Annotated in this window: 34 protein-coding genes; 33 read left to right on the top strand and 1 reads right to left on the bottom strand. The window is 57.0% G+C overall.

Annotated elements, in window-relative coordinates; genetic code table 11:
• The first annotated feature begins 2 nt into the window (after window positions 1-2).
• From EXW94_RS23745 to EXW94_RS23715, 7 genes are read left to right on the top strand one after another with little or no spacing between them, the layout of a single operon-like run.
• On the top strand, window positions 3-896 hold the full coding sequence (locus EXW94_RS23745) for an AAA family ATPase (RefSeq protein ID WP_174341250.1): 894 nt from the start codon (window positions 3-5) through the stop codon (window positions 894-896).
• Between the two features lie 10 nt (window positions 897-906).
• Window positions 907-1,218 carry a hypothetical protein gene (locus tag EXW94_RS23740; protein WP_174341182.1) on the top strand — a complete coding sequence of 104 codons (312 nt, stop codon included), beginning with the start codon at window positions 907-909 and terminating at the stop codon, window positions 1,216-1,218.
• Window positions 1,219-1,233: 15 nt separating this feature from the next.
• The gene (locus tag EXW94_RS23735; RefSeq protein ID WP_174341181.1) at window positions 1,234-1,506 is read left to right on the top strand and encodes a hypothetical protein; all 273 of its coding nucleotides are present in this window, start codon (window positions 1,234-1,236) and stop codon (window positions 1,504-1,506) included.
• Between the two features lie 12 nt (window positions 1,507-1,518).
• On the top strand, window positions 1,519-1,713 hold the full coding sequence (locus tag EXW94_RS23730; protein WP_174341180.1) for a hypothetical protein: 195 nt from the start codon (window positions 1,519-1,521) through the stop codon (window positions 1,711-1,713).
• Window positions 1,703-1,897, top strand: a complete 195-nt coding sequence (locus EXW94_RS23725; RefSeq protein WP_174341179.1) for a hypothetical protein — start codon at window positions 1,703-1,705, stop codon at window positions 1,895-1,897. The genes EXW94_RS23730 and EXW94_RS23725 overlap by 11 nt, the downstream gene beginning before the upstream one ends.
• Window positions 1,887-2,531 carry a DUF3164 family protein gene (locus EXW94_RS23720; protein ID WP_174341178.1) on the top strand — a complete coding sequence of 215 codons (645 nt, stop codon included), beginning with the start codon at window positions 1,887-1,889 and terminating at the stop codon, window positions 2,529-2,531. Before EXW94_RS23725 ends, EXW94_RS23720 begins: the two co-directional genes overlap by 11 nt.
• A gap of 1 nt (window position 2,532) precedes the next feature.
• On the top strand, window positions 2,533-2,739 hold the full coding sequence (locus EXW94_RS23715; protein WP_174341177.1) for a hypothetical protein: 207 nt from the start codon (window positions 2,533-2,535) through the stop codon (window positions 2,737-2,739).
• 126 nt (window positions 2,740-2,865) lie between these two features.
• Here EXW94_RS23715 and EXW94_RS23710 read toward each other — a convergent pair whose 3' ends face one another.
• Complete coding sequence (locus tag EXW94_RS23710; RefSeq protein ID WP_174341176.1) at window positions 2,866-3,099, bottom strand: hypothetical protein; 234 nt, start codon at window positions 3,097-3,099, stop codon at window positions 2,866-2,868.
• 89 nt (window positions 3,100-3,188) lie between these two features.
• On the opposite strand from EXW94_RS23710, the gene EXW94_RS23705 reads away from it, so the two are divergent.
• The 26 genes from EXW94_RS23705 (at window position 3,189) to EXW94_RS23580 (ending at window position 20,709) form a co-directional block, all read left to right on the top strand.
• Window positions 3,189-3,908 carry a DUF2786 domain-containing protein gene (locus EXW94_RS23705; RefSeq protein ID WP_174341175.1) on the top strand — a complete coding sequence of 240 codons (720 nt, stop codon included), beginning with the start codon at window positions 3,189-3,191 and terminating at the stop codon, window positions 3,906-3,908.
• Window positions 3,909-4,020: 112 nt separating this feature from the next.
• Entirely contained in the window at window positions 4,021-4,479 is a 459-nt protein-coding gene (locus tag EXW94_RS28605; RefSeq protein WP_174341174.1) for a DUF4406 domain-containing protein, read from the top strand.
• Window positions 4,476-4,661 carry a hypothetical protein gene (locus EXW94_RS23695; RefSeq protein ID WP_174341173.1) on the top strand — a complete coding sequence of 62 codons (186 nt, stop codon included), beginning with the start codon at window positions 4,476-4,478 and terminating at the stop codon, window positions 4,659-4,661. Before EXW94_RS28605 ends, EXW94_RS23695 begins: the two co-directional genes overlap by 4 nt.
• The gene (locus EXW94_RS23690; RefSeq protein WP_174341172.1) at window positions 4,658-4,915 is read left to right on the top strand and encodes a DUF4752 family protein; all 258 of its coding nucleotides are present in this window, start codon (window positions 4,658-4,660) and stop codon (window positions 4,913-4,915) included. Before EXW94_RS23695 ends, EXW94_RS23690 begins: the two co-directional genes overlap by 4 nt.
• A 22-nt stretch (window positions 4,916-4,937) precedes the next feature.
• On the top strand, window positions 4,938-5,357 hold the full coding sequence (locus tag EXW94_RS23685) for a gp16 family protein (RefSeq protein WP_174341171.1): 420 nt from the start codon (window positions 4,938-4,940) through the stop codon (window positions 5,355-5,357).
• Window positions 5,341-5,799, top strand: a complete 459-nt coding sequence (locus EXW94_RS23680) for a mor transcription activator family protein (protein ID WP_309232519.1) — start codon at window positions 5,341-5,343, stop codon at window positions 5,797-5,799. The genes EXW94_RS23685 and EXW94_RS23680 overlap by 17 nt, the downstream gene beginning before the upstream one ends.
• Before the next feature lie 17 nt (window positions 5,800-5,816).
• Window positions 5,817-6,299, top strand: a complete 483-nt coding sequence (locus tag EXW94_RS23675) for a hypothetical protein (protein WP_174341169.1) — start codon at window positions 5,817-5,819, stop codon at window positions 6,297-6,299.
• A gap of 200 nt (window positions 6,300-6,499) precedes the next feature.
• A complete protein-coding gene (locus EXW94_RS23670; RefSeq protein ID WP_174341168.1) occupies window positions 6,500-7,111 on the top strand; it encodes a hypothetical protein in 612 nt (203 codons plus the stop codon).
• Between the two features lie 147 nt (window positions 7,112-7,258).
• A complete protein-coding gene (locus EXW94_RS23665) occupies window positions 7,259-7,615 on the top strand; it encodes a D-Ala-D-Ala carboxypeptidase family metallohydrolase (RefSeq protein WP_174341167.1) in 357 nt (118 codons plus the stop codon).
• 87 nt (window positions 7,616-7,702) lie between these two features.
• Window positions 7,703-7,915 carry a hypothetical protein gene (locus EXW94_RS23660; RefSeq protein WP_174341166.1) on the top strand — a complete coding sequence of 71 codons (213 nt, stop codon included), beginning with the start codon at window positions 7,703-7,705 and terminating at the stop codon, window positions 7,913-7,915.
• A complete protein-coding gene (locus tag EXW94_RS23655; protein WP_174341165.1) occupies window positions 7,915-8,415 on the top strand; it encodes a DUF1804 family protein in 501 nt (166 codons plus the stop codon). Before EXW94_RS23660 ends, EXW94_RS23655 begins: the two co-directional genes overlap by 1 nt.
• Before the next feature lie 37 nt (window positions 8,416-8,452).
• Entirely contained in the window at window positions 8,453-9,193 is a 741-nt protein-coding gene (locus tag EXW94_RS23650) for a DNA methyltransferase (RefSeq protein ID WP_174341164.1), read from the top strand.
• Between the two features lie 2 nt (window positions 9,194-9,195).
• Complete coding sequence (gene terL, locus EXW94_RS23645) at window positions 9,196-10,839, top strand: phage terminase large subunit (protein ID WP_174341163.1); 1,644 nt, start codon at window positions 9,196-9,198, stop codon at window positions 10,837-10,839.
• Window positions 10,839-12,431, top strand: a complete 1,593-nt coding sequence (locus EXW94_RS23640; RefSeq protein ID WP_174341162.1) for a DUF935 domain-containing protein — start codon at window positions 10,839-10,841, stop codon at window positions 12,429-12,431. The genes terL and EXW94_RS23640 overlap by 1 nt, the downstream gene beginning before the upstream one ends.
• Entirely contained in the window at window positions 12,418-13,581 is a 1,164-nt protein-coding gene (locus EXW94_RS23635) for a phage minor head protein (RefSeq protein WP_174341161.1), read from the top strand. Before EXW94_RS23640 ends, EXW94_RS23635 begins: the two co-directional genes overlap by 14 nt.
• Window positions 13,581-14,129, top strand: a complete 549-nt coding sequence (locus tag EXW94_RS23630; protein WP_174341160.1) for a phage virion morphogenesis protein — start codon at window positions 13,581-13,583, stop codon at window positions 14,127-14,129. The genes EXW94_RS23635 and EXW94_RS23630 overlap by 1 nt, the downstream gene beginning before the upstream one ends.
• A 219-nt stretch (window positions 14,130-14,348) precedes the next feature.
• A complete protein-coding gene (locus tag EXW94_RS23625; RefSeq protein ID WP_174341159.1) occupies window positions 14,349-15,458 on the top strand; it encodes a phage protease in 1,110 nt (369 codons plus the stop codon).
• A gap of 2 nt (window positions 15,459-15,460) precedes the next feature.
• Window positions 15,461-15,859: a hypothetical protein gene (locus EXW94_RS23620; RefSeq protein WP_174341158.1), complete on the top strand. Its 399-nt coding sequence runs from the start codon at window positions 15,461-15,463 to the stop codon at window positions 15,857-15,859.
• A gap of 11 nt (window positions 15,860-15,870) precedes the next feature.
• A complete protein-coding gene (locus EXW94_RS23615; RefSeq protein ID WP_174341157.1) occupies window positions 15,871-16,779 on the top strand; it encodes a Mu-like prophage major head subunit gpT family protein in 909 nt (302 codons plus the stop codon).
• Between the two features lie 3 nt (window positions 16,780-16,782).
• Window positions 16,783-17,184, top strand: coding sequence for an HI1506-related protein (locus EXW94_RS23610; RefSeq protein ID WP_174341156.1), 402 nt, complete (start codon window positions 16,783-16,785; stop codon window positions 17,182-17,184).
• A 3-nt stretch (window positions 17,185-17,187) separates the two neighbouring features.
• Entirely contained in the window at window positions 17,188-17,619 is a 432-nt protein-coding gene (locus EXW94_RS23605) for a gp436 family protein (RefSeq protein WP_174341155.1), read from the top strand.
• Window positions 17,616-18,284, top strand: a complete 669-nt coding sequence (locus tag EXW94_RS23600) for a DUF1834 family protein (protein ID WP_174341154.1) — start codon at window positions 17,616-17,618, stop codon at window positions 18,282-18,284. Before EXW94_RS23605 ends, EXW94_RS23600 begins: the two co-directional genes overlap by 4 nt.
• Window positions 18,265-18,516: a DUF2635 domain-containing protein gene (locus EXW94_RS23595; RefSeq protein ID WP_174341153.1), complete on the top strand. Its 252-nt coding sequence runs from the start codon at window positions 18,265-18,267 to the stop codon at window positions 18,514-18,516. The genes EXW94_RS23600 and EXW94_RS23595 overlap by 20 nt, the downstream gene beginning before the upstream one ends.
• 1 nt (window position 18,517) lies before the next feature.
• Complete coding sequence (locus EXW94_RS23590) at window positions 18,518-19,945, top strand: phage tail sheath C-terminal domain-containing protein (protein ID WP_174341152.1); 1,428 nt, start codon at window positions 18,518-18,520, stop codon at window positions 19,943-19,945.
• A 12-nt stretch (window positions 19,946-19,957) separates the two neighbouring features.
• Window positions 19,958-20,332, top strand: coding sequence for a phage tail protein (locus tag EXW94_RS23585; protein WP_174341151.1), 375 nt, complete (start codon window positions 19,958-19,960; stop codon window positions 20,330-20,332).
• Window positions 20,332-20,709: a hypothetical protein gene (locus tag EXW94_RS23580; RefSeq protein WP_174341150.1), complete on the top strand. Its 378-nt coding sequence runs from the start codon at window positions 20,332-20,334 to the stop codon at window positions 20,707-20,709. The genes EXW94_RS23585 and EXW94_RS23580 overlap by 1 nt, the downstream gene beginning before the upstream one ends.
• The last annotated feature ends 11 nt before the right edge of the window (window positions 20,710-20,720 follow it).

Genomic DNA, 20,720 nt, shown 5'->3' with positions numbered 1-20,720 from the left:
AGGTGAATATGAATACGCAATTATCTGAATTAATGGCACGCCGCAGCTGGTCTCAGACGCAGGTTGCCAGGGCGCTCGGGAAAAGTAACGCCACTATCAGCCAGTATTTACAGGGTAAATATGCCGGGGATGTTAAGGCGCTGGAACACGACATTGATGCGCTGATTGCACGAGAAGCTGAGAAAGAAAAAGGCCAGAAACTCTCTGTCTCATTTATCCGCACCTACACCGCCAGCAAGTGCCTTGAGGTCATACGCATGGCTCACCTCGATGGCGACATTAACGTCATTTATGGCGATGCCGGTATGGGGAAAACCATGGTGATGCGCCAGTACGCCAGCGAAAACCGAACGGCGCTCCTGCTGGAAGCAGATCCGGGTTATACCGCCCGCGTGGTGCTGGAGGAGCTGTGTTCCCGTCTTGGGCTGAACAAGCGCGGCAACATGCACGAACTGTGTGAGGCCATCATTGCTGCGCTCAAAGACTCTGGTCGCATCCTGCTGATTGATGAAGCGGAGAATCTGCCTCACCGTGCGCTGGAAACTATCCGCCGTATTCATGACAAGGCCGGTATTGGGGTTGTGCTGGCGGGGATGCCCCGTCTGATTATCAACCTGAAAGGTAAGCGCGGCGAGTATAAACAGCTTTACAGCCGCGTCGGTTTTGCTCTGCCGCTCGGCGACGTTCTGCCGCGTGAAGACATTGACGCGATTGCTACCAGCGTGCTGAGCGATGCGAAAGATTCTGCCGTCAGCGATGCTCTTTTCTCTGCCTGCAAGGGCAACGCGCGGCGTCTCTTTAAGCTGCTGCGCGGTGTCAATCGCTACAGCCTGCTTAATGGCGTTGCAGTTGATGCCGGTGCGGTCCGTAAGTTCTCAGAAATGTTGATTAACTAGGGTGAAAAAAATGGAAAGCAATATGATTCATGAGGTTAAGTCTCTTTCAAATATCCAGCGCAGCGCCGCTCATGCGCGTACTGATATTTCTGTTGGAGCAGGTAGCTCTTTTATTTACTGCTTTAATCGCCGGTCTTTATGCGTCGATTTGTACTCATGGCAGCGTGAAGTATCAGGCGTCGGCAATAACAACTTCGACTGGGATGTGGACCAGTATGCTGAAGAAATGCTTGTGCTGAATTTCCGTCCGACCAAAACGTCGTTTCGTCAGGCATATCGCCTCGCCCGCATGTGCGCTCGCATGCCTTCGGCAAGGTCATAAGTAGAGGTATTAATGATGACCGGTTCAAAAATTGATTTCGTCAGAGAAATGCAAAAGGCCAGCGTGGTTATTAACGCGCTCAGCGCTGAGCGCATAGAAGTGCGGGGTGTATCGCTGATTGGCCGGCAGCCCGTTATTCGCGTTAAGCCCTGCGCTTTCTGTGAGCGCATGGTTCATGAGGGTAAAGCCTTCTATCTGGAGTTCGGCGCTAACGCCCACGGGCGCTACCGTCAGGGGCAGTACATGGTCAACGGCTGCAAGGTCGTGTGGTCTGAATCGTTACATTAGAAAGGAGTACGTATGTCAGTGAAGTTAATGGTTGGCGTCACGCTTAACAGCGAAAAGAATATTGATTTTCGCTTTGAAATTGACGACAGCGAGAAAGTCGATCCGGTTGAGCGTGAGGTTGTGGAAGCCCTTGCTGCCGCCTGCCTGCTCGAAGTGCAGCGCATTTGTGAAGATACTGATAGCACGGTGGTTGAACATGGGAATTAAAGTTGAAGTCATCATCGTTTGCACTGAGGAGGTGGCAAAAGCCACAACGACGATCTTCGGACACGAAGATGGTTTTACCATTCAGGAAATGGCTATTGCACAGCACATTAAACGCAGCGCAGAAAAATTATTCGATACCGAACAAACAGTTATCAACAACGAGGGAAATAACAATGTCCACTGAAAACATCATCAAGCAGTTTACTACCACCCCAACCCCGGAAGGGTACTGGACGGACGCGCGCGGCGTTCTGACCCCTGTCAGTCTGGTTAAACCGGTAGACCTGGATCGCGACGCGCTGGTCGGTGAACTGGTTGAGCTTGCCATCACCGTATCCAACGCCCTGCGTGAGCTTAAGTCGCGCGCGATTGCTGACATCCAGGCGTTCGTTGACCTGTCCGCTGAGAAGTACGGCGCAAAAGCTGGCGGCGCTAAGGGTAACGTTACGCTGTTCAGCTTTGACGGGCGCTTCAAAATTCAGCGGGCTATGGCCGAAAACATCAAATTCGACGAGCGTCTCCAGGCGGCTAAAGCGCTGATTGACGAATGTCTGGCTGACTGGACAAAAGACGCAGGTCCGGAAATTCACGCCCTGATTAGTGAAGCGTTCGCCAGCGACACCGAAGGCAATATCAAGACCGGTCGCGTGCTGGCCCTTCGTCGCCTTGGAATCACAGACGAACGCTGGCAGAACGCGATGCTGGCTATCAGTGAGTCAGTCCAGGTTGTCGGGACAAAATCCTATATTCGCATATACGAGCGCGTGGGTGATTCCGACGAATATCGCGCTATTCCTCTGGATATGGCAGGGGTCTGAAGTGAACGCCGCCGAGTTTAATGCGCTTTACCCACCTGAGACTGTATTCACTCTGGTAGCGCACCCCGCCCAGCGCGGTGGTCGGGTGGTTTCAACGGTAAGCGTTGCACGTGATTTTAAATGCGGCTCTATTGTTGAAATTAATGTCGAACCTTATTTCGTTCATATCGACAAATTGAAAAACGGCGTCACTGTAAAAGAAGCTTAAACCGTTTTATTAATCGAAATTAAATCAGGCGTAAACCCGCAGGGCGGCGCTACGCCTGAAAACAGCTAAGGAATTAAATCATGAAAGCAATTCGCTCTGATAAAAGCATGATGAAAGAGGTTGAAATTACGTTAAGTCGTCCTCTTTTTTCCATGACTCAATCAGCCCCAGATGCCAGTCAAGTGCCTCAGCAATGTCAGCCTTTTTTGCCTCCCGTAACTTCTGCTGCATCTGCCGCAAGTCAAAATCAAGGACATCGAGATCCAGAACTCCCTGAGCAGCCAGAACACCGACCAGAGAACTCCAGGCCGTCGTATTAGCAGCGATGGCTGCTGCCGTTACTTTTTTTGAGTCGGTCATATTTGCCTCTTTATTTATGCCGAATTTGGCCAACGGATTATCCATTTAATAAGTAATTGAATTTGATCAAAAAATGTCAGGATTTAATTGTGAATAAAGAAAAATATCTCGCCAAAATTAAAAAACTGCTGAATCTGGCGCGTAAGGCAACTAACCAGAACGAGGCCGCCGCAGCCCTGCGTCAGGCGCAGAACCTGATGCGCGAGCACAGCCTCACTGAGCTGGAGGCGGAATTCACGAATATCAGCGAGGCCAGCAGTAAGGGCGCACCTAACCACGCCCAGACCCCGCCTAAATACCTGGTCTATCTGGTTGAGGTGATCAAACGCGCTTTTGGTGTGCAGGCTTATTTTGCCTGGCGTGAGACCAAGTGCTTCTACAGCGCCCCGCGTCGCGTCATTACGTTTTACGGGCCGGACTCCCGTCCGCAGATTGCAGCCTACGCATTCGACGTGCTGGCCCGCCAGATGGTGGCCGCCCGTAAAGAGTTTATTGCAGGACTACACCGTAACACCAGACCAGCAAACCGCACCGCGAAAGCCGACCAGTTTTGTGAAGGCTGGGCCAGCGGCGTATGGAACATCGTCGCAGAACTGGTCCCTACCGAGTCCGAAACCACTCTCATGGAGTTGTATCGCGAGCGGCAGCTTGCCAGCGGGCTGGAGTCTGGTTCGTGCCGCGATGCCCGTAAAGCGAACGGTGGCGACGCTGCCAGAACAGCCGGTTATCTGTCCGGGAAGCAGGCACAGCTGAGCCACGGCGTTAACGGGGCATCATCCCCACTCGCTCTTGCGGGAGGTGGCAAATGATGGAGCTGCTCGGGTGGTGCAGTATCGGGTTGATCGTCTCTTTACCCGTTGGTTTCGGTCTGACTCTCGGCGCTTTAATCGCCTTAAAAGTCGTGTTTAAGGAGCTTAAACGATGATTGTGTACATTGCTGGCCCAATGAGTGGCCTTGAAAACTTCAATCGTCCCGCCTTTCACCTTGCGGCTGAAAAGCTCTCCCGTCAGGGATACACCGTATTAAACCCGGCGGTGCTCCCTGATGGTCTGACACAGCCTCAATATATGAATGTCTGTATATCGATGCTTCAGTGCGCGGACGAGATTTATTTGCTTGAAGGCTGGAAGGAGTCAGAAGGTGCCAGGGCCGAACACGCACTGGCCGTGAAACTGGGGCTGACCGTTCGGGAGGCGTTTACTGTCGTTATTGAGGAATTAGGGCTTACCGTCAGGACGCTGAATGCACTCAGACGCCATCGTATAACAACGCTGGATGAACTGTCAGGAAGGCTTTCAAGCCTTAGTGGAATGCTAGGCAAAAAACGTTATCACGAGATCAGAAACGCAATTGAGACTCAGCAGGAGCGCAGGTCATGACGGATTTTTTCTTGGTTGTCCTTTTTGCAATTGTCTTCTGCCCGCTATTGATTGCCGTTGCTTCTTTCATCTCCTGGCAGAACGGGTTCCGGGTGCTGGGTGTGGGGTATATCGTGAGAATGATTATCTTCGCTGTGGGTATTGGTTTGGCGGTAATTCTGGTGTCAGGGGGTGGACTATGAGCACTGCTGAGACATTGAATATCGGACTGGCCGTGATGGGATATTTTTTCATCTTGTTCAAAACAGGTGAGTTTTTCGTTAGCACTTTACTGAAGCAATGGGATAAGCGCCGCAAGCAATCTCGTCGACAAAAAGCTGTAAACGAATTTTACGATGCTTTTGACCTGTCCGGCATCGAACCAGGAACAACGGTTCGTCTGGCTACTAAAGACGATCTGACAATCATGATGTATCGCCAGGAGTCCACCAAATGAGCAGCATATCGGGGAGGTTGTGATGACGCCAACCGCTAAAAAGCTGATCGGGGCTATCAAAGCCGGTCAGGCGTATCTGGGCTGGGACGATGCCCTGTATCGCCAGACGCTGATGCGCCTGACCGGGAAGACCAGCTCGACCCGTTGCAGCCTGGACGAACTCCAGACCGTGAAAGATTACTTGCACAATGCCGGGTTCCCCCGGCATTCCACGCGCCACGGTCGCCGCCCTTCAGTGGCAAAGACCCGCGAGGATATCCTTAAAAAGGTTGAGGCGCTGCTTGCCGATGCCGGCCGTCCGTGGGACTACGCCACCGGCATGGCTAAGCGTATGTTTCAGCGCGAACGTCTTGACTGGCTCACGACTGAGGAGCTTAAAAAGCTGATGCAGGCGCTGGCCGTCGATGCGAAGCGGAGGGCAAAACGTGAAAATCACCGTTAACGAACAGGAGCTGGCAGAGATTGAATCACTTTTGCCAGCATCGGTTAAAGAGCTGATCCTGATCATAGGCTATGCTGCTACAGCCAGGCTCATTAGCCGTTTCGGCGGGGTAACGTTCACTTCCCGCAACGGCATGGCGAAAGAGAGAACGGGCGGCGTTCACGCGATGCTGCGTGAAGTGCTGACAGAGGAGGAGGCAGGCGCGCTAACCCGCTATGTGGGCGCTGACCAGTTTTATATTCCTCGTTGTGATTCGGCGTTTCGCACCCTGCGCAACGCACGCTTTATTGCTTCTGTTGCTGCCCGTCAGGCGGAGGGGATGTCCCTCCGTCAGGCGATGGCTGCTCTTTGTCCTGAGTTTGGTATTAGCGACCGTCAGGGCTGGAAACTGTTACGCGGCCATTGTGGTAATTCTGGCTTCGTGCAGTCTGCCCTGTTTTAAAAATAAAGGAATATTGTATGAAAAAAACGTTTTTAACCCTCCTTGTTTCCCTGCTGCTGGTGCAGCCTGCGTTAGCGGGTAAGGAGTATAACTACAGTGAAGTGCTCAAACAGTACGAGGAGTTGAAACCATTAGCCAATCGGATGATTGTGGTATCCAGAAACAGTGTAATAGATGCGGAAAAGGCCGTTCAGAGCGGCGATTATGAAACTGTTCTTCAGACCCGTAATTTCTTAATTGAAGATTTTAAAGAGCTTAAAAAGCTCGCTGAACCATTGGGCGGCCCATTTGATGAACCTTTTGGGCGCTGTGGCATTCTGCCAGCGGCGGCAGATAATTATGCGTTATCACTGATCGTTACTGCCCTTTCGTCTGGCAATACAGATCAACACATTGATTTTTTTCATCAGCAATATCAGGATATTTACGAACAGTGCAAACTACAGTATCAAAAACCGCCGAAAGATAAATCGGACCTTGCCATTATAGATGTCGGGTAAAAACCCCTGTACACTAGCCCGGTTCCCCCTTTAACGGGGGAACCGCTGAACCCCTTCAACTGCTTCCCCTTTCTGTTTCATCGCATCATCTCCTCAGTTTTTTAACACAGCATCAACGCCTCTTTACTACGCTGCTGTCCGGCTCAGACTGCGCCGCTCATCGTACCGTCGTTGGTTCTAAAACCCAGGAGTCTGTACGCATGGAACAGTTACCCCAGACTGGCGGCCTGTTTGATAAATCCATCACCGTTCTGCGGTGGGTGGATAACTGGAAGAAACTTGTCATTTTCATGGTGCTGGTCACGTTCTGCGCCTCGGGCTATGCCCTCTGGGAGTACCGGCGCGAGCTGGCATTCTGGGGCATGGCAAGCTTCGGCACCCCGCAGATAGATCAACCGCGCGTTGAGCCAGAGATGACGGCCATGATGGCCGATACCGGCGCGCTGAGCGTCGCGGTCTGGTCAATCAATTTAGAAAGCAACCAGCGCCGCGCCATCTTCGTGCGTGTCAGAAACGAACACCTGACCAACCTTGAGGGCACCGGCGATCTGGCTCTGCGCCCTTATTCGAAGCTAACCGCCGATACCATTGATTTGATTAACAGCAAAACGAAGTGCTGGCCGCATGTTGCCAATACCGCCGTCGGTAAGTCAGCGAGGGATGCGGGCGTGACGTGGGTCTGTGCGGCGGCCATTCCGCCGCGTTTCGGGACGATGATCGGAATGCTGGCGGTCGGGTTTGCCGGGCGACCGGAAAATGAGGATTACGTGAAGATGCGCATACACCAGGCGGCTGACCGGATCATCAGATAAAAAAAAGCCGCTCGGGTGGCGGCGTCAAAGAGTTATTTCCAGGCAATTTATTATTATGGACCAGACAAACGCCTGAATAATTGCATATGTAACGGAAATTAAAAGTCTTTTTGTGTGAATTTAACTATATCAAAGTGAGCATGAAGCATGGGTAATTTGAGCGAACATTTCAGCGACAGCGAGTTTGCCTGTCATTGCGGTTGTGGATTCAACAGCATTTCCACTGAATTGGTTGTTGTGCTGGAAGATGTGCGTTCGCACTTTAATTCGCCAGTCACGATTAACAGTGGCTGCCGCTGCGAAAAGCACAATGCGAAGGTGGGCGGCGTACCGAACTCACAGCACGTGCAGGGTATTGCCGCCGACATTGTCGTACGCGGACGCACGCCTGCGCTGGTCGCTGATTATCTGGAGCGAAAATATCCGGGCACGTATGGCATCGGTCGGTACAGCGGTTTTACGCACATTGATGTGCGCCCTGTTGCAGCACGCTGGCGCGGCTGACGTGGCGGTACATTCAGGCAACAGGTGTGTCCAGGGTGGCATGGAATAAATCCGCTCCATTGTGGATTGATAAAACCGGAACGGAGGATGAACACGATGGCGGTAATTAGTTTTCAGTCATATGGCTATACGGCAGAACCTACTTACGTAATGAGTGAGCGAATCACCCATTTTTACGGAGTCGATTATAACGGGCGAAGCGGTACGACAATTGTCCTGGACACGGACAAGGAAGTCACCGTCGGCGAATACGCCAGCGTGGTCCAGCGCAAAATCGAAGACGCTCAAAAGGATGGATGATGGCATGGCCCAAAGCGGCGCGGGATAAAGTCCGCTCCGGTTACATTTTTGACCAGCTTTCCCTTGAGATGGTGGCGCTGCGCGAATCGGTTCCCTACGACACCGCACGCCGCTGGAAAGCCGAGGCCGCCCGTAAAGGGGATGACTGGGACAAGCTCAGGGTGGCACATACGCTGGCGGGCGATGGTCTGGAAAGCGTCGCCAGAACGGTGCTTGTCAGCCTGGTGGTTCGCTGTCAGGCCACGATGGAGCAGCTGAACCAGAATCCGGATATCCCCCCGAGGGAGGCCGTTGAGCTACTGGCAAGCCTTGCCGACAGCCTGTCAAAGGCGGTTTCAAGCAGCAAAAAAATGCTGCCGGAAACCGACCGTCTGGCGACGGCGCTTGAGGTGGTGCAGAAGCTGGGCGTCTTTATCAGCAGGACGAGGCCTGCCCTGCATATCGAGTTCGTGGACGTGCTGGAGAGTTTCGCCAGCGAGCTGGAAAACGAGTTCCGTTAATCATGCCCGGTCAGCGGGCAATTTTCAGAGGTGAACTATGCAAAAGCAAACCATTGGAAATGCAACCCTTTACTGCGGCGATGCACTTGACGTGCTTCCCGTGCTGACCGGCGAGTTTGATGCACTGATTACGGACCCGCCCTACAGCAGCGGCGGTCTGCACAAGGGCGACCGTTCCGCGCCGCCTTCGGAAAAATATGCAAACAGCGCATATTACGCCGAGTTCGCTGGTGAGAGTCGCGACCAGCGAAGCTGGGCGTTCTGGTGTACGCGCTGGGTGTCAATGGCCGCAAGGCTACTGCGCCCTGGCGCATATTGCATGATTTTCAGCGACTGGCGACAGCTCCCGACGCTGACCGACGTGCTCCAGGCGGGCGGGATTTTATGGCGCGGCGTGGTGGTCTGGGACAAAACGCAATCTTCCCGCGCGCCTCATACCGGCTATTTCCGCCACCAGGCTGAATACGTCGCGTGGGGCAGTAACGGCAAGCTGGCGAAGTGTCCTCACGATGGACCGTTTCCGGGCGTGATCACCGAGCGCGTTAACCCGTCTGAAAAGCTGCACATGACCGGCAAGCCCGTCAGGCTCATGGAAGAACTCGTCAGGCCGCTGGCTCCGTCTGCGCATGTTCTCGATCCGTTTATGGGTAGCGGCACAACGGCACTCCCGGTTCTGGCGCGCGGCGGCAGCTTCACCGGCATTGAACTGACAAACCAGTATTTTGATATCGCCTGCGCCCGTATTGAGAAAGCGCAGTCCAGGTCCGCACAGGGGTAAACGTGTCAAAACGGAAAATATCACTCAAGGAGTTTCAGCAGAGCCTTCAGGAATATATTGCCAACCTCCGCCAGACAATTGAGGCGGAGTGTGAAGGCTTTTCCACCGATAAGGCCGAAGCAGACAGGCGACGCGCCGCCGTGGCCGACCCGGTCACGGGGTATGATTATTTTGTGGAGACGTATTTCCCGCACTACGTCCGCAACCCCGCGAAAAGCGAGCTGCATAAATACCTTTTCCGGCGTCTGCCGCAAATCATCGCCAGCGAGGACGGCGAGAACGACGCCATCGCCGCGCCGCGCGGTGAGGCGAAATCGACGCTCGTCAGCCAGCTGTTCAATCTCTGGGTAATTGTTCGCAGGCTGAAGCATTACCCGGTCATCATTATGGACAGTATCGACCAGGCTTACCCGATGCTGGAAGCCATCAAGGCGGAGCTTGAATTTAATCCCCGTTTAAAAAACGATTTCCCGGACGCCTGCGGTCAGGGGCGCGTCTGGAGGATGGGGACCATCGTCACGGCGAACAATATCAAGGTCACGGTCGCGGGCAGCGGTAAGAAGCTGCGCGGCCTGCGTCACGGTCCGTATCGTCCCGATCTCATTATCCTGGACGATATCGAGAACGACGAGATGGTCCGTAACCCGGAGCAGCGCGACAAGCTGGCGCAGTGGCTGACGAAGACCGTCATGCCGCTGGGCGAAGCGGGCGGCAAAACCGATATCGTCTATATCGGCACCATCCTCCATTACGATTCCGTTCTTTCCCGCACGCTCGACAATCCTATGTGGACGACGGCCAGGTTTAAGGCCGTCATCCAGTGGCCCGCGCAGATGAAGCTGTGGGACGAGTGGGAAGAACTTATCCGCAACAAGCAGCTGGAGGCCGCCGAAGCGTTCTATCAGCAGAACGAGGCCGACATGCTGGCCGGGGCCGTCGTGTCGTGGGCTGCGCGTCCGCTGCTGGCGCTGATGAAAATCCGCGTTCGTGACGGCCACGACACCTTCGACAGCGAATACCAGAACGACCCGGTCAGCGGCGAGGATGCGCTTTTTGCGGAGGGCTGCATCAATTTCTGGGTTAATCGCCTTAACGAGTGGGTTTTTTATGGCGCACTGGACCCGAGCCTCGGCAAGAAAAACAAGGGCCGCGACCCGTCGGCGATCCTTGTCGGGGGCTTTAACCGGTATACCGGCATTCTGGACGTCGTCGAAGCCGACATCCGCCGCCGTCTGCCGAACAAAATCATCGAAGACGTGATCCAGTATCAGCGGGAATATCATTGCCTCGCCTGGTCCGTGGAGTCCGTCCAGTTTCAGGAGTTTTTACGTACCGTGCTAATCGAACGTTCCGCCGCGCTCGGCGTCCCCGTCCCGGCGATGCCGGTCATCCCGCTGGAGGATAAGGCCCTGCGCATAGAATCCATCCAGCCCCATATGGCTAACGGATTGATCCGCCTGAGTCCGGCACACCAGACGCTGATTGACCAGCTCCGCCATTACCCCAAGGCAGACCACGACGACGGCCCGGACTGTCTCCAGATGCTCTGGGTGCTGGCGGTATCGCGCAGCGCAAAATTTCAGGTTCACACCCCGAGAAATCAGGGGCGTGATGGTCACAGCCGCTTCGGCTCAGGGGGCTGGTAATGGCGCAGATTGTTGACATCAACGGGCGGCCGCTTCAGCGCGAGACCCTCAAAACGGAGCAGACGGTGAAGGTCGCGGAGCGTATGCGCATTTATCCCGATCACCCGTCGCGGGGGCTGAATATTCGCCGTCTGCCGCGTATTCTGGAAGCCGCCGAACAGGGAAGCCTTCAGGCGCAGGCCATGCTGTTTGCCGATATGGAGGAGCGCGACGGCCATCTTTTCGCGGAGATGGAGAAACGCAAAAATGTTCTGCTTACGCTGGACAGGTCAGTCGAGCCGCCCCGCAACGCGACGAAAGAGGAGCTGGAGCTGACCGCCGCCGTGGACGACTGGCTTCAGGGGATTACGAACATGGAGGACGTGATCCTGAACGGGATGTCCGCCGTCGGCTACGGCTTCAGCTGTCAGGAAATTACCTGGGAGCTGGCGGATAAAATCTGGCTTCCGCAGTCCATCAACCTGCGGCCACACCACTGGTTTTTAACGCTGCCTAACCACGGCGACGAAATTCGCCTCGACGATGGCAGCTATCAGGACGGGAAGAACGGCGCTGAGCTGTGGCCGTTCGGCTGGCTGGTTCATCGCCATAATGCCCGCTCCGGCTTCAGCGCCTCCTCGGGGCTGTTCCGCGTGCTGGTCTGGCCGTATCTGTTTAAAAACTTCGCCCTGCGTGACCTTGCTGAATTTCTGGAAATTTACGGCCTGCCTGCCCGTATCGCCTACTATGCGCAGGGAACCAGCGACGAGGACCGCGACCGTATCCTGGAGGCGCTTGTCCACCTCGGCCACGAGGCCGTGGCCGCCATCCCGCAGGGGAATGAAATTAAGTTCGAAGAAGCGGCCAGCGGCGGCGCGGATACGTTTATGGCGATGATTGACTGGGCGGAGCGTACCGTCTCCAAAGCCATTTTAGGCAGTACGCTGACCAGTCAGGCGGACGGTAAGTCCTCCACCAACGCGCTGGGGAACGTCCACAACGAGGTCCGCCACGACATCATGACCGCCGACGCGCGACAGATGGAGGGCATGTTCGCGAATCTTATCAGCCAGCTCGCGGCACTGAACGGCTACGGCCATATCCTCCCGCGTCGCTTACCCCGCCTGTCGTTCGATACCCAGGCAGAAATCCCGATCAAAGACTGGGCGGACGCGGTGGCGACGCTGGTGAATGACGTCGGCATGACGGATATCCCGACGTCGTGGGTGCGTAAAAAAACGGGCATCCCGACGCCGAAGGACGGCGAGCCTGTTCTGCTCCCCGCTGCAAACCGCAGCACCGCCCCGGCCAGCCTGAGCGCTATCCGGGAGGGGCTGAGGCTGGCCGCGCTCAGCACCCGGATCACCGTCGATGATGACCCGGCGCAGCGCGCTATTGACCGGGCAGAGCTGCCCGCTGACGCGATCAATGAGGGGATGAACGCGCTACTGGCTCCGCTCCTCGCGGCGCTGAGCAGCGGCCAGAGCGCGGACGAGGCGATGAATATTCTCGCTGAAGCATGGCCGACCCTGCCGGATGACACGCTGCGCCAGCTGCTGGAGCAGGCCATATTTACCGTCGACGTCTGGGGGCGCTTAAATGCCGACAGCTGATGATGTGGATCTGGGGTACGCCTACTCGCTCGCCCCTGAGGAAGCGATCAAGTATTTCGAAAGCAAAGGCTACGCCATCGGGTTTAACTGGCATGACGTCCAGACTCAGGCCCACGCCAGGGCGTTCACGGTCGCGGGCGTCCTGAAGCTGGATGTGCTCCAGGATATCCGGGGCGGACTGCAGTCCGCACTGGATAACGGGGATACGTATCAGACGTTTGTCAAAAACCTGCAGCCCTTACTGGAGGCCAAAGGCTGGATGGGTAAGGGGCTGGTCGCCGACCCCGAAACCGGAGAGCTACAGGGCAAACAGCTGACGCCCCGCCGCTTACAGACCATCTTCGACACCAATATCCAGTCCAGCTACAACGCCGGGCGCTACCAGCAGCAGATGGCGAACGTGGCGGACAGGCCATACTTCGAGCGCGTGGCCGTCATGGACTTACATACCCGGCCAAAACATGCCGCCCTGAACGGCTTCACCGCCCCGGCAGACGACCCGGTCTGGGAATACCTCTACACGCCTGACGGCCACGGATGCCGCTGCCGCATTCGCGCCCGCTCCCGGTCTGATGTGGAGAAGTACGGCCTCACCGTGCAGAGCAGCGAGGGGCGACTGGTGGAGGTCGAGCAGGAATACGGCGTACCTGGCAAGACCATCACGACGATGGGCCTGAAAATGCCGGACGGGTCAGTCTATACCGCCGACCCCGGCTTCGGTTTCAATCCGGGCAAGGTCGCGTTCCAGCCTGCGCTGGAAAAATACCATTACGAGTCCGCGCGCCAGTACGTCACCGGCTCGCTCACCGGCCCCGATTTTGCGCGTGGCGTGACGAACGTCGCTAAGCTTGATGACCGGCAGCGCTATCCGCTGGCCGTTCTCTCGCCGTCGCAGGTTGATAAAACCGGCGCAGCGCTTCAGACCGTCAGCGTCAGTGCACCGGTCATGCGGCAGCTGGCAGGCGCTGCGACGCCGCCCGCCCTGTCGGATTATGTGCTTATGCAGCAGACCATCGAGCAGGCTGCAAAGATGGCGCAAAACGGGACCGCCTGGCGCTATTCTCTGCAAACAGGCGAACGCTGGTCCGTCGCGACCGTTGAGGGTGACGAGCTGACCGGCTGGACAATCCAGGATTCTCCGGGGGAATAATGGCTAAAGACTCACACCTTAAAGTCGACCTGAGCACCTATAATGCGTCCCTTCTGAAGCTTATCCGCTCAACCAGGCAGCGCCATGACCTGATGACCGCGCTGGCCGGAACGATGCTGGACGCGGTGGAGGAAAACTTCCAGCAGCAGGGTCGCCCGAAATGGATGGGCTGGAGTCCGGCCTATGCGAAGACGCGCGGCTCCGGCCAGATACTCCAGAAGACCGGGAGACTGGCCGCCAGCATACGCGCGGCGATCACCAACGATGAAGCAACCGTCGGGACGAATGTCCGGTACGCGAGGATACACAACGAGGGCGGCGAGATTAAGCACGAGGCGCGCACGACGAACCTGTATTTTAAACAGTACAAGAACGGCAGCGTCAGCCGCGAGTTCGTCAAAAAGCGCAACAGTAATTTTGTACAGAGCGCGACTGTCGGTGCGTATACGGTGAAGATGCCCGCGCGTCCGTTCCTCCAGCTCACGGGCGAGGATATCAAAGAGCTGGAAAGCACCGCGATCAGGTATTTTATAAACGTTATTGACTAGCTGCCGTCAAACGCGCTGTAATTCGCTCAGCGCGTTTTTATTGCTTTATCCCCGTCACTGTTGCTGTTGCGCTTGAAAATGGCTTACAGGCGTTTTTAAAAAGGGTTTAAAAGGGGTTGCGACCTCTCCCGACTCCGGCACTCTCTTTTTTTCTTCTGAAATGAACCGCTGAACCTCCTCAGCTGCACGCGATTCCCGTTTGCCGCGATGATGCGGCCTATGAAAACACGTATCGCGGCATTAGCCCTTGCCATCAACAGCGCCACCGGCGCAACAAACGAAATCCAGCTTCTCCCGGCAGGCGAGTTTGCTGGCGTCGACGGTCGCCCGAACGACACTGATAACTGCGTATGGATACTGACTGCGGAGCTGGCCGCCGCGCTGGTTGCTCAGGTCAGCGCCGCCTCCACGCCTTTTGTCATTGACTATGAACACCAGACCCTTAACGCCCCACGCAACGGTAAACCTGCTCCGGCTGCGGGCTGGTTCAGTCAGGTGGAATGGCGCGAAGGTGAAGGCCTGTTTGCGGTCAACGTCGAGTGGACCGAAAGCGCGGCGACGATGATCGGGAAAAAAGAATACCGGTTTATTTCGCCGGTGTTTCTCTACAACAAACGCGGTGAGGTCACGCAGCTGCTGCACGCTGCGCTCACCAACACCCCTGCACTCGACGGAATGGATGAGGTCATGCTGGCCGCAGCCAGCCGCCTTGTCAGCCTTTCAACCCAAACGGAGACCACCACTGTGGATGAAGAACAATTAGTCGAACTGCTGGCGCGACTGCGCTGGCTGCTGAACCTGCCGGAGACATCAACCGCCGCAGACGTCAGCGCAGAGCTGCAAAAAATTATCGATGCGGTCTCAGCAGGCCAGGGCATGGCAGCGGCATCGGTCGGTCTGCTCACTCTGCTTAACCAGCGTGACGAGCAAATCGCCAGCCTGTCGGCGAATGCCTACGACCCGGCAAAGCATATCGACCTGGCGTCGTTCAACGAGCTGCAAAGCCGCTACGTGGCGCTGTCACAGACCTCCTCGACTCAGGAGCTGGACGGGCTTGTCATGGCCGCGCTGTCGGATGGACGTCTGCTGCCGACCCAGGAGCAATGGGCGAAGGACTACGGCAAAAAAGACATGGCCGGATTTAAAGGCTGGCTGGAGAACGCGCCAAAAATTGCAGCCCTCAGCAAGACCCAGACCCAGACCGGAACCTTCATCCCGCCAAAACCGGAAGACAAGGTTAACGTGTCTCAGATGTCGCCTGAGCAACTGGCGGTCTGCAGCGCATTCGGTAACGACCCGGCAGAAATTGCCCGGCAATTAGGGGACTAACTATGGATCGCAACACCTGGCGAAAAGATGGCCTGCTCATTCCGTTTCTGGTTTCGGGCGGCGTCACAATTTACGGCGGCAATATGGTTGCCATCAATGCGGCGGGCTTCGCGGTTCCGGCTGACTCCGGCACCGATACCGACTCGCTTGCCGTCATCGGCGTGGCCGACGAGTTCGTGGACAACTCCGGCGGCGCAGACGGTGGCGCGACGGTTCTGGTTCAGCGCGGCGCGGGTTTCTGCCTGGCGAACAGCTCAGCCAGTCCCGTCACTCAGGCTCTGGTGGGCCGACGCTGTCAGGTTGAGAACAGCGTGACCGTGAGCGCCGACGCTACCGCGCCGCGCACCGCCGGAACAGTAATGGAAGTTTCACCAGACGGCGTCTGGGTCTTTATCTCGTAAGGAGTCAATAAATGATTGTTAACAAGGCGAATATCTCGGCGTTTTTCGTCAATCTTAAAACCACGTTTAACGGGGCGTTAAACGGCGCACCAACCCAGTGGCAAAAGATCGCGATGAAAATCCCGTCCACGGGGAAATCCAACGATTACGGCTGGCTGTCCTCCTTCCCGCAGATGCGCAAGTGGGTCGGCGACAAGGTCGTTAAATCGCTGGCCGCGTTTAAATACTCCGTCGAGAACGACGACTGGGAAGCGACCATCGAGGTGGATCGTAACGACCTCGAAGACGACATGATCGGCATTTATGCCATCCAGGCAAAATCTGCCGGTGAGTCTGCCGCGCAGCTGCCGGACGAGATTGTCTCCGGCCTGGTCAATGATGCCTTTACGTCTCTCTGCTATGACGGCCAGTATTTTTTTGACACCGACCATCCGGTAGGCGCTGGCGTTTTCTCCAACAAGGGGACCAAAAAGCTGTCGATTAGCACGCTGGCAGCGGCGCAGGCGTCCTTTGGTGCAGCGCGAACGCAGATGGGCAAAGTGAAGGACGACGACGGTCGCGCCCTGAACGTGACGCCGAACATCCTCCTGGTGCCTGTCGCATTGCAGGACACGGCCAACGCGCTGATGACGGTGGACCGTCTGGAAGATGGCAAAGCCAACATCTACAAAGGGACGGCGGAGGTCGTGGTTGATCCTCGCCTGACCAGCGATACCGCGTGGTTCCTGCTGGACACCAAAAAGGCGATCACGCCGTTCTTCTACCAGGAGCGTAAAGCCCCGCACCTGGTTGAACAGACCGACATGGCCGCGGACGACGTCTTCAGCCGCAAGAAATTTAAATACGGTGCAGAAGCGCGCGCCGCTGGCGGCTACGGTCTCTGGCAGCTGGCCTTCGGCTCCACCGGTACGGAGGCGTAAGACATGGAAAAGGTTATCGATATCACCGCGAAGCGTCCTGGTTTCCGCCGCGCGGGCATGGTCCACAGCGAACAGACCATGACCTATCCGCTGAGCCAGTTCACGAAAGAGCAAATCAAACAGCTACAGGACGAGCCGATGCTGGTTGTGGCTATCCGTAACGCGAACGAGCAGCAGCCTGTCGCGCCGGATGAATTAACCCAGCAAGTGCAAACCCTTACCGCAGAGCTGGACGGCGCAAAGGTGCAGATCCAGATGCTGACCACTGAGCTGACGGAAGCGCAGGAGCAGCTGCAAACCGAAAGGCAGAACGTCAGCAACCTGACCACCGAGCTGGAAGGCGAGCGCCAGAAAGTTGCAGACCTGACGGCACAGCTCGACGCCGCGTCCAAAAAAGGGAAATAAGCCATGCCCTACGCCACACCAGACCAGTTTATTAAGACGTTCAGCGAGCGCGAGGCTATCTCGCTGACCGATGAAGAACGGACCGGCGAAGTCGACAGCGAAAAGCTGGAGCTTGCCCTGGTTCGCGCCAGTAACGTGATTGATGGCTATCTGGTGGGGCGGTACAAAACGCCGTGGTCAGACAGTCCGGGGATCCTCGTCGGCTATTGCTGCGACATTGCCCGCTATCAGCTGACCAGTGATTACCGGCAACTGTCCGAGGAAATACGCCTGCGCTATGACGATGCGATCAAGTTTCTGACGAAAGTCTCCGAGGGGAAAATTAACCTCGGGCGCGACACGTCAGGCGGCGTGATCCAGTCGACCTCGCAGATGCGGGTCATCTCCGGCATTCGCCAGTTTGGGCGGGAGTCTACCGGCGGGGGCGCGTTTTGATTGCCGGGATTGAACTGGCGCTTATCGAGCGCCTTCGCCTCGGCCTCGGGCGGATGGTCAGGGATGTGACCAGCTACGCCGGGGAGCTGGACGAGGACATCGGGACCATCGTCCGCTGCCTGCCCGGCGCGTGGGTGACGTTCGGGGGCATTGTGAAAACCCAGCGTTACAGCACCTCCCGCACAAAGCGGATCGTGACCGGGCGGTTCGTCGTGGTCGTCGGTGACTACAACACGCGCAGCGAAGAAAGCACCCGTCACGGCGGCGTCAACCTGAACGAGGTCGGGACGAACCTGCTGGTCGAGTCGGTTCGCCGCCTGATTACCGGTCAGGATTTGGGGCTGGAGATTGATTATTTCGAACCGGGTCGCGTGCGGACCCTGTTCAATTCCAGCACGCAGAGCAAGGCGGCCTCCGTTTTTGCCTGCGAATTCGACACCCGCTGGGTGGAGGTGGCACTGGAGAACGGAGCGTGGCCTGAACGCACGACGGACCCGGTAGCGCCTGACGCACCGTTTAACCGGTACGCAGGCCGGTTGTCAGACCCGGCCCCTGACCTGCTGCGGGTCGGTGCTGACTATCACCAGCCCGGCACGCCAGAAGACGCAGACCTGCACGATGTGATTGAACTGAGGAATACAGAAGATGGCAACAATCCGGGTTAAAGCCGCTGCGGGGATGCGATTCCCGCGCGAAGGTGACACCAAAAACCACATCACCAGCGAGCCGGTGGCGGTGCAAAGCTCCGCCTATTACCGCCGCGCGCTTGCCGACGGCGATCTCGTTCTGGTGAATGACGCCACCGACACGGCGGTTGCAGCACCTGCCACCATGGCGCAGACGGACGCTGACGCGACCGGCGACGCTGTCGTGAAAACAACGAAGAAGGTGAGTTGAGATGAGTAATATCAGCTTCGATACCATCCCGGCCAGCATCCGCAAGCCGGGCGTGTACATGGAGTTTAACACCCGTCTGGCGGTCAATACGCTGCCGGGCAACCCTCAGCGCATGCTGGTCATTGGTCCGATGCTGGCCGAAGGTAGCGCCACGCCGCTGACGCCGGTGCAGGTGTTCTCTGATGATGAGGGCAATGCGCTCTTTGGTGCTGGCTCACTGGCGGCAGCGATGATCCGCGCGGCTATCCGTGCCAATAAATATCTTCAGCTGGAGGCTATCGGCCTGCCGGAGGCTGAAGGTGTGGCGGGTGTGGCGGCGTCCGGCGGCCTGCTTGTCGCCGGGACGGCGGGGAAAACGGGAACGCTCTCGCTCTGGATTGCCGGGGAAGCGGTCGCCGTCAACGTGGAAACCGGCGATACGGGGGCTGTGCTGATGGCCCGTCTGGCTGCAGCCATGTCGACCCTGTTCACGCTGCCGGTGACGGGCGGCATCGATGGTGAAAGCGCATCGCTGAAAATCACCGCCCGCTCAAAGGGTGAATGGGGTAATGCCATCGCGCTGTCTGCCAGCACCACGACCACGGGACTGACGCTGACCGTCACGCCGATGGCCGACGGGCAGATGGACCCGGACATTCAGCCCGCCCTCGATGCGGTATTTGCCGCCGGTCATAACGTGATTATCAGCCCGTTCAGCTCCCCCGGTGCCCTCGCGGCGCTCAGCGAGCACCTGACCGCAACCGGTAGCGCAATGGAGCAGCGCGGCGCGGTTGGCTGCGCGGGCTGGACCGGCAGTCTGGGCTCGGGGATCGGGCTTGCGGCTGCGGTCAATGATGCCCGTATCTCAATGCCATGGTATCGCGGCTCCGTGCGCCTGCCGGGCGTACTGGCGGCGGCATACGGTGCCGTACTGGCGGCGGAAGAAGACCCGGCCCGCCCGCTCAACGACCAGCCGCTGAACGGTATGGATATCGTGGCGATGCCGCAGCGTTCGGGGCGTAACGAGCAGGAAAGTGCCCTGCATAACGGGCTGACGCCGGTTGAGGTCGGGCCGGGCAATACGGTTCAGATTGTGCGCGCCGTCTCCACATACACGGTTTCCCCGCAGGGGGCCGAGGATGTTTCGCTGCTGGATATCACCTCCATCCGCACGCTGGACTACACGCGCAAGGCCTGCCGGGATCGTATTCGCCTGCGTTTTCCGAACGAGAAAAACACCGCCCGCATCCGCGACAAGGTGCGCAGCGAGCTGTACGACGTTCTGATGAAGCTCGAAGCCGCTGAGATTCTGGAAAACGTTGAACGCTGGCGGGACCGTCTCATTGTAGATCCGAGTGCGGAAGATCCGAACCGCGTGGATGCAATCATCCCGGCGGACGTGGTCAACGGGCTGCACGTCTTTGCAGGCCGCATCGATATGATTCTGTAAGGAACAACCATTATGGCTATTGAAGAATATGTGGGCTCCATTGTGATGGAGGTCGACAGTCGCGAGATTGAAATCACCGACTTTGATGTCCAGCACAACGCCGGGCGCAAGCTGGTGAAAACCATGAACAAGACTGGCCGCGCAAAAGGTATTTCCCGCAACATCGCCACGTGGGAACTGTCAATTTCGGCAGTCATCCCCGAAACCGATATCCCGGACTGGGCGAACCTTGAGGGGGTGAAAATCACCATCTACCCGCTCAACAAGAGCGAGAAGCGAACCTCCTATCTCGACTGCTTCACGACTGAAGTGGGCGAAAAATACACGGTCGATAACGAAGCCAAAATCGACATCAAAATGGGCGCACTGAATAAGGTTAATGCGTAATGGTCACTACGGAAAAAGGCACCCTGCCGGAAGGTGTTCTGTTTGACGGGAAGCTGCACCGTGATTTTGAGATGGGCGTAACCCTGATGAAGCACACCGCCGAGGCGCTTGATGCGACGGACGACGCGCTGGGCACAACGGATGGCTATGTCGGGGATACCTTCTATCGGATTGCGGTACTGGCCGCGTCGCTGGTCAGCCTGGGCGATATCCCGCGCGAGTCGCTGACGGCGCAGATGCTTTATGACAATCTCAGCGAGGCGGATTTTGACGTTCTCCGTGCCGCGCGGGACACGCTGACGGTAAAGCGGAAAGGCGGGAGTCCCGGCTCGCCGGGTTCAGATTCGCCGTCCTCGCCCTCGGGCGCTGCGGAGTAACCGAGGAGCGC

Source organism: Enterobacter sp. JMULE2 (genome assembly GCF_013337145.1).
Classification (GTDB): domain Bacteria; phylum Pseudomonadota; class Gammaproteobacteria; order Enterobacterales; family Enterobacteriaceae; genus Enterobacter; species Enterobacter mori.
This window is presented reverse-complemented; position numbering and strand designations above follow the sequence as displayed.